At 62.6% G+C, this 12,303-nt stretch carries 10 protein-coding genes; 8 read left to right on the top strand and 2 right to left on the bottom strand.

What is annotated here, in order from left to right; translation table 11 throughout:
* Positions 1 to 137: 137 nt before the first annotated feature.
* The 7 genes from JQC81_RS04805 (at position 138) to JQC81_RS04775 (ending at position 7,229) form a co-directional block, all read left to right on the top strand.
* Positions 138 to 1,658: a sugar ABC transporter ATP-binding protein gene (locus tag JQC81_RS04805; RefSeq protein ID WP_203270597.1), complete on the top strand. Its 1,521-nt coding sequence runs from the start codon at positions 138 to 140 to the stop codon at positions 1,656 to 1,658.
* Positions 1,655 to 2,653: an ABC transporter permease gene (locus JQC81_RS04800; RefSeq protein WP_203270596.1), complete on the top strand. Its 999-nt coding sequence runs from the start codon at positions 1,655 to 1,657 to the stop codon at positions 2,651 to 2,653. Before JQC81_RS04805 ends, JQC81_RS04800 begins: the two co-directional genes overlap by 4 nt.
* A gap of 67 nt (positions 2,654 to 2,720) precedes the next feature.
* Complete coding sequence (locus JQC81_RS04795; protein WP_203270594.1) at positions 2,721 to 3,671, top strand: substrate-binding domain-containing protein; 951 nt, start codon at positions 2,721 to 2,723, stop codon at positions 3,669 to 3,671.
* 112 nt (positions 3,672 to 3,783) lie between these two features.
* Positions 3,784 to 4,845, top strand: coding sequence for a sugar phosphate isomerase/epimerase family protein (locus JQC81_RS04790; RefSeq protein ID WP_203270592.1), 1,062 nt, complete (start codon positions 3,784 to 3,786; stop codon positions 4,843 to 4,845).
* 18 nt (positions 4,846 to 4,863) lie between these two features.
* Positions 4,864 to 6,039 (top strand): Gfo/Idh/MocA family protein, encoded by a 1,176-nt coding sequence (locus JQC81_RS04785; protein WP_203270591.1) that lies wholly within the window; start codon positions 4,864 to 4,866, stop codon positions 6,037 to 6,039.
* Between the two features lie 126 nt (positions 6,040 to 6,165).
* A complete protein-coding gene (locus tag JQC81_RS04780) occupies positions 6,166 to 6,576 on the top strand; it encodes a Fur family transcriptional regulator (protein WP_246520241.1) in 411 nt (136 codons plus the stop codon).
* 200 nt (positions 6,577 to 6,776) lie between these two features.
* Positions 6,777 to 7,229, top strand: a complete 453-nt coding sequence (locus JQC81_RS04775; RefSeq protein WP_052003362.1) for a Fur family transcriptional regulator — start codon at positions 6,777 to 6,779, stop codon at positions 7,227 to 7,229.
* An 81-nt stretch (positions 7,230 to 7,310) separates the two neighbouring features.
* Here JQC81_RS04775 and JQC81_RS04770 read toward each other — a convergent pair whose 3' ends face one another.
* Positions 7,311 to 10,406 carry an efflux RND transporter permease subunit gene (locus JQC81_RS04770; RefSeq protein ID WP_203270589.1) on the bottom strand — a complete coding sequence of 1,032 codons (3,096 nt, stop codon included), beginning with the start codon at positions 10,404 to 10,406 and terminating at the stop codon, positions 7,311 to 7,313.
* Between the two features lie 23 nt (positions 10,407 to 10,429).
* Entirely contained in the window at positions 10,430 to 11,563 is a 1,134-nt protein-coding gene (locus JQC81_RS04765) for an efflux RND transporter periplasmic adaptor subunit (RefSeq protein WP_203270587.1), read from the bottom strand.
* Positions 11,564 to 11,726: 163 nt separating this feature from the next.
* Here JQC81_RS04765 and JQC81_RS04760 point away from each other — a divergent pair, with 163 nt between their 5' ends.
* Entirely contained in the window at positions 11,727 to 12,296 is a 570-nt protein-coding gene (locus JQC81_RS04760; RefSeq protein WP_203270586.1) for a TetR/AcrR family transcriptional regulator, read from the top strand.
* The last annotated feature ends 7 nt before the right edge of the window (positions 12,297 to 12,303 follow it).

Raw genomic sequence — 12,303 nt, 5'->3', positions numbered from 1 at the left:
TCAGAGGACCAATCGACAAGCAGGAGGACATGAATGCCCGCTCCCGTGCCGTCCAGTTGATCCGCTTCCGGTAAAGACGTCTTGTGACCGCCTTCACGAAATCGAAGGCGAGCGATTTTGCTCATCCGGAGCAGGTGATGGAATCCGTTCTTCGCGCCGAGAACATCTCGAAATCCTTCGGACCCATCGAGGTCCTGAGCGGCATTTCGCTGGATCTGAAGGCAGGCGAGGTTCATGCCGTCATCGGCGAGAACGGAGCCGGCAAATCGACCCTCATGCGCATCCTGTCGGGGCATCTCCCGCCGACGAAGGGAGCTCTGCACCTCAACGGCCAGCCGATCACCTTCTCGGGCCCTGTGGATGCCGAGGCTCACGGCATCGTTCTGGTGCACCAGGAAATCCTGCTCGCCCCGGATCTGACCGTTGCACAGAATCTCTTTCTGGGCCGCGAAATCAGGCGCTTCGGCTTTGTGGACGACAAGGCCATGCGGGAACGCACGCGGTCCATCCTGCGTGAGCTCGGCACCAACATCGATCCTGACCGGGAGGTGAGCCGCCTGTCCATCGCAGACCGGCAGCTCGTCCAGATTGCCCGCGCGCTCCTCGTGCCGCACAAGGTGGTCGCCTTCGACGAGCCCACAGCCGTTCTCACGCCGATCGAAGCCGAGAGCCTGTTCGAGATCATCCGAAAGCTGCGGGCTCAGGGCGTAGCGGTGCTCTATATCTCCCATCGCCTCAATGAGGTGAAGGCGGTCGCCGATCGCGTGACCGTGCTGCGGGACGGGCGCCATATCGCCACTCGCGACATCGAAGGGCTCGAACCCCTCGAAATGGCGCGCCTCATGGTGGGCCGCGACATGTCCAAGCTCTACCCCGAGAAGCCGGAGACCGCCTCCGACCAGATCGTCCTGACCGTGCGCGACATGGCCGTGCCAGGCTATGTGGAGAACGCCTCCTTCACCTTGCGTCGCGGCGAGATCCTAGGCTTCGGCGGGCTGATCGGTGCGGGCCGCACGGAGCTGTTCGAGGGCATCGTGGGCCTGCGCCCGGGCCATGGCACCGTCACGCTCGACGACAGGAACGTTCATTTCCGCGATGCGCGCGAAGCGATGGCGGCCGGCATCGTCTATCTGTCGGAAGATCGAAAGGGCAAGGGCCTGCTCCTGCAGCAGAACCTTCGGATCAACCTCTCCCTCGCGGCTTTGGACAAATTCGGCCGCGGATCGTTCATCGATACGGGCGCCGAGGAGAAGGCGCTCGATCAGGCGATCAAGGATTTCGACATCCGCACCCGGAGCCGCGACCTGCTGGCAGGCCAGCTCTCCGGCGGCAACCAGCAGAAGCTCCTGCTCGCCAAGATGATGCTGCTGGAGCCGCGCATCGTCATCATCGATGAGCCGACGCGCGGTGTCGACATCGGCACGAAGGAACAGATCTACCGCTTCATCGCGTCGCTTGCGGCGGAGGGCAAGGCCGTCGTCGTCATCTCGTCCGAGATGCAGGAACTGATCGGCCTCTGCCACCGGGTCGTGGTGATGCGCAATGGACGCGTCGCCGGCGAGATCGCCCAGGCAGACCTGTCGGAAGACGCTATCGTTTACCTCGCCACAGGCGTTCATGAAGAAAGGGCGGCGGAAATCGCCGCGGGCCACGCATGACGGAGACCGTGCTCCCCACCCGCGCCGAAAAGCGCAAGTTCGCTATCGATATGCGGGCGCTCTCGCCCTTCATCGCGCTGATCGTTCTGATCATCGCAGGCGCGCTGATCAATCCCGATTTTCTCACCGCCTCGAACTTGCTCAACGTGGTGACACGCTCGGCCTTCATCGCCATCATCGCGGTGGGGGCCACCTTCGTGATCGCAGGCGGAGGACTCGACCTCTCCGTCGGCTCCATGGCGGCGCTGATTGCCGGCGTGATGATCCTGACCCTGAACAATCTCGGCGGCGGGGATGTGGGCACGCTGGCGATCGGATTGCTCGCCGCCATCGCGCTCGGTGCGGCCTGCGGGCTGGCCAACGGTCTCATCGTGACCTTCGGGCGCATCGAGCCATTCATCGTGACGCTGGGCACCATGGGCATCTTCCGTTCGCTCGTCATCTGGCTGGCGGCCGGCGGCACCATCACGATGCGCAATTTCGAGCTGCGCGAACTCTATCGCCCGGTCTATTTCGGCAGCATCTTCGGCATCCCGTATCCGATCATCGCCTTTCTTGTAGTGGCGGCCATCGGGGCGCTGATCCTGTACCGCACCTCGTTCGGCCGCCATGTGGTGGCGCTCGGCTCCAACGAAGATGTGGCCCGCTATTCGGGCGTGCCGATCTGGCGCGTGCGCACGCTCACCTACATCATTCAGGGCATCTGCGTCGGCATTGCCGTGCTGGTCTATGTGCCGCGCCTCGGCTCCGCCACGCCGACCACGGGTCTCTTGTGGGAGCTGCAGGCCATCACGGCCGTGGTCATCGGCGGCACCGCGCTCAAGGGCGGCATCGGCCGCGTCTGGGGCACCGTCGTCGGCGCGGTGATCCTCGAACTCGTCGCCAACATCATGGTGCTGTCGAATTTCGTCTCCGAGTTTCTCGTGGGCGCGGTTCAGGGCGCCATCATCATTATCGCCATGCTCGTGCAGCGGTCAGTCCACCGCGGGCGATGAAACCGGGCTAAGCCCACCGGAAAAGGGACGAAGGGCTTAAAAAACCAACCCTCCAGGGAGGAATGAGATGAAAGCAACGGTACTGAAGTTCGCCCTCGCGGCAGGCCTGATGGCAGGCGTCGCCACCGGCGCGACGGCTCAGCAGAAGAACGTGACGATCGGCGTTTCGATCCCAGCCGCAACCCACGGCTGGACCGGCGGCGTCGTCTATCACGCACAGGAAACCGCCAAGCAGCTCGAGAAGGGCTATCCGGGGCTGAAGGTGATCGTGAAGACATCGCCGGACGGCGCGGCGCAGGCGAACGCCCTCGACGATCTCACCTCCCAGAAGGTCGACGCCCTCGTGGTGCTGCCCTTCAACTCGGATGAGCTGACGAACCCGATGCGCGAGATCAAGAAGCGCGGCACCTTCGTCACGATCGTCGACCGCGGCCTCAAGGATCCGTCGATCCAGGACATCTATGTGGCCGGCAACAACCCGGAATTCGGCCGCGTCGCCGGCAAGTACTTCGTCGACAACCTGAAGCAGGGCAACGTCGTCGTCTTCCGCGGCATTCCGACCGTGATCGACGAAGAGCGCGTCACGAATTTCGAAAAGGCTCTCGAAGGTTCTGGCGTGAAGGTCATCGACAAGCAATACGCCAACTGGAACCGTGACGATGCCTTCAAGGTGATGCAGGACTACCTCGCCAAGCACCCGAAGATCGATGCGGTGTGGGCGTCCGACGACGACATGGCGCTCGGCGTCATGGAAGCCATCCGTCAGGCCAAGCGCGAGGACATCAAGTTTGTTCTCGGCGGCGCCGGCATGAAGGACATCGTCAAGCGCGTCATGGACGGCGACAAGATGACCCCGGCCAACGTGTCCTATCCGCCATCCATGATCTCCACCGCCATGGGCGTCACCGCCGCGCAGTTCTACACCAACGCGCCAATGCGCGGCACCTATACGCTCAACGCCGAGCTGATCACGAAAGACAACGCCAAGAACCACTACTTCCCGAACTCTCCGTTCTAAGTGGCGTCGCTCTCGCCTCTTCCTTCGGGAAGGGGCGAGGCAACGGCAAGCTGCTCTTGAGCGAGCGGCTTCCCCTTGCCGGCTTTCCCCACGCCACCTCGGGAGTTCATCCATGAAGACCATGAAAGGCCCTGGCCTTTTCCTTGCGCAGTTCGCAGGCGACGAGGCTCCGTTCAATTCTCTCGACGCGATCTGCCGCTGGGCGGCCTCCCTCGGCTACAAGGGCGTGCAGATTCCCACCTGGGATGCGCGCCTCTTCGACCTGAAGAAGGCTGCGGAGTCGGAGGCTTATTGCGACGAGGTGCAGGGCATCGTGCGCTCCCACGGCCTGGAGATCACGGAACTCTCCACCCACCTGCAGGGGCAGCTCGTGGCCGTTCATCCGGCCTTCGACGAAGCCTTCGACGGGTTTGCGGCCCCCGAAGTCAGGGGCAACCCGAAGGCGCGGCAGGAGTGGGCCGTCAACCAGATGCTGATGGCGGCTCAAGCCTCGAAGCGCCTGGGCCTGAATGTGAGCGTATCCTTCTCCGGGGCGCTTGCCTGGCCCTTCGTATATCCGTGGCCGCAGCGCCCTGCGGGTCTCGTCGAGACCGCCTTCGAGGAACTGGGGCGGCGCTGGCGACCGATCCTCGATGCCTATGAGGATGCAGGCTGCGACGTTGCCTACGAGATTCACCCAGGCGAGGACATTCACGACGGCGCCACCTTCGAGCGCTTCGTGGATGCGGTGGGCGGACATGCCCGCGCCTGCATCAACTACGACCCGAGCCACTTCCTGCTGCAGCAGCTCGACTACGTGGCCTTCATCGATCTCTACCACGAGCGTATCAAGGCATTCCATGCTAAGGATGCGGAGTTCAATCCGTCCGGCCGTATCGGCGTCTATGGCGGCTATGAGAGCTGGATCAACCGGGCGGGACGCTTCCGCTCGCTCGGCGACGGGCAGGTGGATTTCGGCGCGATCTTCTCCAAGCTCGCGCAGTACGATTATGACTCCTGGGCCGTGCTGGAGTGGGAATGCGCCCTCAAGCATCCGGAAGACGGCGCGCGGGAAGGTGCCGAGTTCATCAAGGCGCACATCATCCGCGTCACGGAAAAAGCTTTTGACGACTTTGCCGCCGGCGGAACGGACGAGGCGGCGAACCGCCGGATGCTCGGCATCGGCGCAGCCTAAGCGACAAGGGGGCACGACATGACGATTGCAGGATCTCCGGATCAGAAGTTGAACCGCCGCTTGCGTCTCGGCATGGTCGGCGGCGGGCGCGGCGCCTTCATCGGCGCGGTGCACCGCATCGCCGCTCGCATCGATGATCGCTGGGAGCTGGTCGCGGGCGCCCTCTCGTCCGACCCGGAGCGCGCCAAGGCTTCAGGCGAGGATCTTCTCTTGAAGCCCGACCGCATCTATGGCGACTTCAACGAGATGGCCCGCCGCGAGAGGCGGCTGAAGGACGGCATTGATGCGGTCGCGATCGTGACGCCGAACCACGCCCATGCCGCAGCAGCGCGCGCGTTCCTGAAGGCCGGCATCCATGTGATCTGCGACAAGCCGCTCACCACCACGCGGCGCGAAGCCGATCAACTCGCCAAGCTCGCCCATGAATCAGGCCTCATCTTCGCGGTGACGCACAACTACACCGGTTACCCGCTTGTGCGGCAGGCCCGCGCCATGATCCAGGCGGGAGAGCTGGGCGCCATCCGCGTCGTGCAGGTGGAATACGCGCAGGACTGGCTTGCCACCCGCATGGAGGAGACCGGCAGTAAGCAGGCCGAGTGGCGCACGGATCCGGCGCGCTCGGGTCCCGCCGGGGCCGTGGGCGACATCGGCACGCACGCCTTCAACCTCGCCGAGTTCATCGTGGGCGACGAGGTCGCGTCGCTTTCAGCGGAACTCCACACCTTCGTGGAGGGTCGCAGGCTCGACGACAATGCGCACATGATGCTGCGCTTCGCGTCTGGCGCAAAAGGCATGCTCTGGTGCAGCCAGGTAGCCGCCGGCCTCGAGAACGGTCTCAAGATCCGTGTCTATGGCGAGAAGGCCGGCCTCGAATGGCACCAGGAGAACCCGAACTACCTCACGTTCTCCCCACTTGGCGAGCCGCCCCGCACCATCCGCCGCAACGGCTATGGGGCAGACGAGGCCTCCCGCGCCGCATCGCGCATCCCCGGCGGCCATCCGGAAGGCTATCTCGAGGGATTCGCCCAACTTTATACGGACGTGGCCGAGCAAATCGTGGCGCGGATCGAAAAGCGCGAGCCCAGTCCCTTCTCGCTTCAGGTCCCGACGGTGGATCAGGGCGTCCGCGGTGTCCGCTTCATCGAAGCGGCGGTGCGCTCCTCTCAGCGCAAGGCAGCCTGGGTGGATCTCTAAGAAAGCTTACTGACCAGAAGGCCCTGGCGGGTGCCCTCGCCAGGGCAATTGGCGCAGGTGTCTTGAAATCGCTTCCGCAATCATGACGTATAGGGCGACCACGCCCGGCGGAACCAACGATTTCAGATGGCTGACACGCATCATCACCACAACCTCGACGACCTGAACGACACCCAGAAGCGGGTTCATCGGATTCTGTGTTCCGCCCAGAACCCGCTCTCGGCCTATGAGGTTCTCGACAAGATGCGTGGCAAGGGAGCCGTCACGCCGCCGACGGTCTACCGCTCGCTGGACAAGCTCATCGAGAAGGGCCTTGCCCATAGGCTGGAGAGCCTGAACGCCTATGTTGCCTGCAAGCATCCTCATGACCATCAGGATATGGCAGCCTTTGCGATCTGCGAGAGCTGCGGTCTAGTCAAGGAATTTACCGATCCGCATATCAGCGAGCGCCTATCCCACTGGAGCGACGATCACGCCTTCTCGGCCAAGAAGGTGACGGTGGAGATCCGGGGACTTTGCGAAATCTGCGCCAAGTAGTCTCGGACGCTGGAACTGGATTACATTCAATACGTTATTACGTGATAATTTGCTTCCCGGCGGGATGTCTGATGTCTGTCATCAGCCTTCCGTTGAGGAAAAAAGTGTAGTTCTGGCATCTTTCGCAACGATAGCACATTGTCAGAGCCATATTTTACCTATATGAATATATAGGTTCCGTAATAACAGGAGTGTGGCTCATGAGCACCAAGGCCCTCAGGAAGGAAGAAGAGGAAAACCTCCTCCGTCGTGCCGACGATCTGTGCCGGCAGAACAACCTCAGGCTCACGCCGATCCGGGAGCGCGTCTATCGCGAGCTGGTTCAGAGCGGTGGCCCGGTCGGGGCTTACGACTTGGTTGATCGCCTGAGCAATGAGAAGAAGCGTCTTGCTCCGGTGACCATCTACCGTGCCCTGGACTTCCTGCGCGACGCAGGTCTCGTCCACCGCCTGGCCACTCAGAACTCTTACGTGATCTCCCACGGTCAGCCGGACATGAACGCGATGAAGATCATGTTCGTGGATGCGAAGACCGGCGAAACCGTTGAGGTTCATTCGAGCGAGGTTGCCGAGGCTGTCCGCAAGGCCGCGGAGCAGGCCGGCTTCAAGTCGGTCTCCCCCTTCATGGAAGTCGAAGGCGAGATCGCTCAATAATGCAAGAAGAGGCAGGATCGACGCCGACCTGCCTCTCAGGACGAAACGTAAAAGGCCGGGCATTGCCCGGCCTTTTCGTTGTCACTCCGCCGCAACCGGCTGATGGTGATGGCGCTTTTCGGGTGCCCTGTCTTCCGCCCGGTGGGCTCGCACCGTCTCCCGCGAGATGAAGGTGTAGAACATCGGCACCACGAAGAGCGTGAAGATAGTCCCGATGGACATGCCGGACGCGATCACCAGACCCATCGAGAAACGGGCAGCCGCACCGGCGCCGCTGGCATAGAGCAGAGGCGCAACGCCGAGCACCATGGCGGCCGTGGTCATCAGGATCGGGCGCAGACGAACGCGGGCCGCTTCTTCGATGGCCTCGCGCTTGCTGACCCCGTGCTTCTCCTTCTGCTCGTTGGCAAACTCCACCATCAGGATGCCGTGCTTGGTGATCAGGCCCACGAGAGTGATCAGACCCACCTGCGTGTAGATGTTGAGAGTCGCCAACCCTACGTTCAGGAAGATCATGGCACCGAACATGGAGAGCGGAACCGACATCATGATGATGAACGGGTCGCGGAAGCTCTCGAACTGCGCCGCCAGCACCAGGTAGATCACGATGATGGCGAGCCCGAAGGCCAGGAAGATCGAGTTGCCCTCCTGAATTTCCAGGCGCGACTGGCCGGCATAGTCTTCATAGAAGCCTTGCGGCATGACTTCCTGAGCGATGGAACGCAGGGTCGCCAGACCCTCAGACGTGGTCACGCCAGGCAGCGGCAGGGCCGACAGGGTTGCCGAGTTGAGCTGGTTGAACTGCTCGATAACAGCCGGCGCCGCGTCGGTCTTGATGCTGATGAGAGCCGACAGCGGAACCATGGAGCCGTCGGACGCACGGACATAATACTCCGCAAGCCGCTCCGGATTGAGGCGGTCCTCCTGCCGGACCTGGCTGACGACGTCGTAGCTCCGGTTATCCCGGTCGAACTTCGAGATCGGCGCGCCGCCGACGAGAGCCCCGAGCGTGTTGCCGATTTCGGACACGGGCACGCCCAACGCTGCAGCCCGATCACGGTCGACCGTGATGCGCGCCCGCGGCGACTCGTAGGAGATGGAGTTCTGGACGACGATGAACTTGCCCGACTTCATCGCCCGCTTGCGGATTTCATCGGCAGTCTCATAGGCCTGGGACGAATCGCCGATGGTGCGCAGAACGTACTGGATCGGCAGGCCGTCACCGGCTCCGGGCAGGGACGGAGGCGCGAAGGCGAAAGCCTGGAGGCCGGCATTCTCATTCAGAAGGTTCTGAATGTCCTGCTTGGTCTCGGCTCCCTTCTTCTCACGCTCGCTCCATTCCTTCAGCTTGAAGCCGAAGAAGCCGCCGCCGCCGCCGTCGATGCCGACGATCAGGAAGCTGTCGTCAATCTCCTTGATCTTCTCCGCTGCATTGGTGAACTGCTTGGAGAAGGCCTGGGTATAATCGGCGGTGGCATATTTCGGCGCATTCAGGATGCCGAGATAGGCGCCCTGATCCTCTTCCGGCGCAAGCTCGGAGGAGGTCTTGGTGAACATGAACGCCGTGGTGCCGAGGAGGACCGCAACGATGACGAGCGTCACGCCGCGATAGTCCAGCGAACCCTTCAGGCGCCGGGCGTACCAGTTCTCGAGGCGGGTGAAGACGCGGTCGACGAAAGCGGCAAAGCGCCCCTGTCCACCGTGACTCTTCAGCAACTTCGAGGACATCATGGGCGATAGCGTCACGGCGACGATGCCCGAGATGATAACGGCCCCAGCCAGGGTGAAGGCGAACTCACGGAAGAGCGAGCCCGTCAGACCTTGGGTGAATCCGATTGGGGCATACACGGCCGCCAGGGTGACAGTCATCGACACGATGGGCAGGAAGATCTCCTTCATGCCGACGATGGCCGCATCGACCGGCTTGAGACCTTCCTCGATATGACGGTGGATGTTCTCCAGCACCACGATGGCATCGTCCACCACGAGGCCGATGGCAAGCACCATGGCCAGCAGGGTGAGCAGGTTAATCGAGTAACCGAGCGCATAGAGGAAGAAGCACACGCCCACAAGCGAGAGCGGGATCGTCACGATGGGGATCAGCACCGAACGGAAGGACCCCAGGAACAGCAGGATCACCACCACGACGATGAGTGCAGCCTCGCCGATGGTCTTGAACACCTCCTCAATCGAGGCCGAGATGAAGTTCGACGCATCGTAGACGATCTCGACATTCATGCCTTTCGGCAGGGTCGAGCGAATCCCCTCGATGGCTTTCGTCACCTCTTCGGCGACGGTCAGAGGGTTGGCCGACGGCGTCGGCACGATGCCGATGAAGGTACCCTGGCTGCCGTTGAAGCTGACGATCGTGTCCGTGCTCTCGGGCCCGAGCTCCACATCCGCCACGTCGCGCAGGCGCACGACCTGATCGCCGTTCGAGCGGATCGGCAGCGTGCCGAAGGTCTCAGGCGTCTGCAGAGTGGTCTGCATGTCGAGCCTGTAAGCCACGTACTCGCTCTGGGTCTTGCCGGGCGCTGCGAGGAAGTTGTTGGCCCTGATGGCCTGAACCACGTCGCCGGCAGTCACACCACGGGCGGCCAGACGCACGGGATCGATCCAGACACGCATGGAGAAGTCGCGCCCGCCGAGGATTTCGGCGTTGCCGACACCTTCGAGCGTGGCGAAACGCGGCTGCACCACACGGGTGAGGAATTCGGAGACCTGCTCCGGGTTCATCTCCGTGCTGCCGAAGGTGATGTACATGAGGGCGAAGCTCTGGCCCGTACCCTTCATGATCACCGGATCCTCAGCCTCGGAGGGAAGCTGCGCGCGGATCTGCTGTACCTTGGAGGTGACTTCGGTCAGCGCCGCGTTCGGATCCGTGTTGAGGCGCATGCGCACGGACACGGTGCTGACGCCCAGGCGGCTCTGCGTCGTCACGTAGTCGACGCCTTCCGCACTGGATACGGACTTGGCGATCGGCGTGCTGATGAAGCCCTGGATCAGGTCGGCGCTGGCGCCCGTATAGGCCGTCGTGATCGTGATGGTGGTTTCCTCGACCTCCGGATACTGGCGCACCTGGAGGTTCATCAGACCCTGCGCACCCAGCAGCAGGATTAGGAGGCTCACCACCATCGACAGGACGGGGCGGCGGATGAAAAGTTCTGTGAAACTCATGACTGGTGCCTACTGGCTGATGCCTATTGCCCGCTCGCGAGCTTCGTCGTGTCGAGCTTGGTCACATCGATGGTGTTGTCGATCTTGACGGCCGAGCCGGCCTGCAGCTTGTTCTGACCCGAGGCGACCACCTGCTGGCCGGCATTGAGGCCGGATACGATCTCGAGAGCCCCACCGCGACGGCGGCCGGTCTTCACGAAGACCTGCTTGACCACCTGGACCTGCTGGCCCGCCCGCTCTTCCTGCTCGATGGTGTAGACATAATCCCCGTACAGACTGGTGATAACCGCCGTCTGTGGCAGGGTCATGACGTTGGGCTGCTCCGGCAGGATCGCCTCCACGTGGAGGAACTGGCCCGGCAGAATGGCCCCATCCTTGTTGTCCTCGATAAGCGCCTGAACGGAGACCAGACGGGTTGCCGGATCAACGCGCGGATCCTTGCCGATCACACGCCCCTTGAAGGGCAGGTCCGCCTCGGTCATGCCTACCCGGACCTCCTGTCCGAGCTTGATTTCACCGGCCCGCTGCTCCGGAACCGTAAAATCGACCTTCATGGACGACAGATCCTGGAAGCTCGCCACAACCGTGCCGGGCTGCAGGTACTGTCCCACATCGATGCGTGGAATGCCTGCAACGCCGCCGAAGGGGGCCTTGAGGGCCTTCTGATCGATCACCGCCTTGGTTCGTGCTTCCTGCGCGCGGGCAGTGGCCAGGGAGGCCTCGTTCTGCTCGAAGGTAGCCTCGGCCGTGATGCCGCGGGCGGACAGGGCACGGGAGCGGGCGAAGGTCGCCTCGGCGAGCTTCACCTGGGCCTGCACATTGGCCAGATCAGCCCGGTCGACCGCGTCGTCGAGCTGGACCAGCACCTTGCCTTCAGGCACGCGCTCGTTCGGCTTGAAGCTGATCTCTTTCACCACACCCCCGACCTGCACGGCCAGCTCGACGCCGTTGGCGGCCTTGGCCGTTCCAATGGCGCTGATCGCCGGCGTCCAGGTTTTCGCCTCGACCTTGGCAGCCGAGATCGTCTGCGCCGGCTGTTGCATGGTGGCGAAGAACTGCGTGATCATCTTGTCGCGGAAGAAGTTGAACCAGATCAGGCCGCCGCAGAGGCCAATCGCGAGAATGAACACAAGACCGACTACAAGGCGCCGTTTCATAGGCTTCTTCCGACATTGCGAACCCGTATCAACGGGCTCATCTAAGACTAAGGAGGTGCGGCATTAACGCGACTTTTCCTTGACGCCAATGCCGTGGAACAATTTATATACCGTCTGGACGGTTTAGTCGCAAGTGCGGCAACGCACAAAACAAGAGTTATGGATGCTGTTTCCCTGTACCAGAGGCCGTAAGAGTTCCCGAGAAAAAATTCTCGATGCGGCCGCAGAACTTGTTGGCGAAATTGGCGCCGGCCGACTGACGCTCGAGGCTGTGGCGGAAAAGGCCGGCCTCAGCAAAGGCGGGCTGCTCTACAATTTCCCCACCAAGGAGGCCCTGCTCCAGGGCATGATCCAGCGCCTCATCGACAACGTGGCGGCCGAAAAGGAGGAGATCCGCAAGCGGACGCCCCCCGGGCGAAACCTGGAGGCTCGCCTTTGCACGGCAGCCCTGCTGAAGCTGTGCAGCGGTCAGATGAAGGAGACGGCCAACGGCATGCTGGCCGCAACGGCCGAGAACCCGCGACTTCTCGATCCGCTCCGGGAGGTCATCAGGGAAACACTGAGGTCATTCAAGGACACGTCGGACGACCTCGATGCGGCTCTCGTGGCCTGGCTTGCCGTCGAAGGCCTCAACAGCTTCGAGATGCATGATCTCAGCCCCTTTACGACGGAGGACCGCGAACGGATCCTGCAGGCCGTCGACCGCTTGCTGGCCAAGGGAATCGCCGAATAGGCAGCTT

The sequence above is a fragment of the Microvirga arabica genome (assembly GCF_016811235.1).
Taxonomy (GTDB): Bacteria; Pseudomonadota; Alphaproteobacteria; order Rhizobiales; family Beijerinckiaceae; genus Microvirga; species Microvirga arabica.
The sequence above is the reverse complement of the archived record's forward strand: the minus strand, read 5'-3'. Positions and strand labels throughout refer to the sequence as shown.

Excerpts from the sequence above, each read along its gene's own strand:
- JQC81_RS04805 (WP_203270597.1), top strand. The coding sequence starts at position 138 with ATGGAATCCGTTCTTCGCGCCGAGAACATCTCGAAATCCTTCGGACCC.
- JQC81_RS04800 (WP_203270596.1), top strand. The coding sequence starts at position 1,655 with ATGACGGAGACCGTGCTCCCCACCCGCGCCGAAAAGCGCAAGTTCGCT.
- JQC81_RS04795 (WP_203270594.1), top strand. The coding sequence starts at position 2,721 with ATGAAAGCAACGGTACTGAAGTTCGCCCTCGCGGCAGGCCTGATGGCA.
- JQC81_RS04790 (WP_203270592.1), top strand. The coding sequence starts at position 3,784 with ATGAAGACCATGAAAGGCCCTGGCCTTTTCCTTGCGCAGTTCGCAGGC.
- JQC81_RS04785 (WP_203270591.1), top strand. The coding sequence starts at position 4,864 with ATGACGATTGCAGGATCTCCGGATCAGAAGTTGAACCGCCGCTTGCGT.
- JQC81_RS04780 (WP_246520241.1), top strand. The coding sequence starts at position 6,166 with ATGGCTGACACGCATCATCACCACAACCTCGACGACCTGAACGACACC.
- JQC81_RS04775 (WP_052003362.1), top strand. The coding sequence starts at position 6,777 with ATGAGCACCAAGGCCCTCAGGAAGGAAGAAGAGGAAAACCTCCTCCGT.
- JQC81_RS04770 (WP_203270589.1), bottom strand. The coding sequence starts at position 10,406 with ATGAGTTTCACAGAACTTTTCATCCGCCGCCCCGTCCTGTCGATGGTG.
- JQC81_RS04765 (WP_203270587.1), bottom strand. The coding sequence starts at position 11,563 with ATGAAACGGCGCCTTGTAGTCGGTCTTGTGTTCATTCTCGCGATTGGC.
- JQC81_RS04760 (WP_203270586.1), top strand. The coding sequence starts at position 11,727 with ATGCTGTTTCCCTGTACCAGAGGCCGTAAGAGTTCCCGAGAAAAAATT.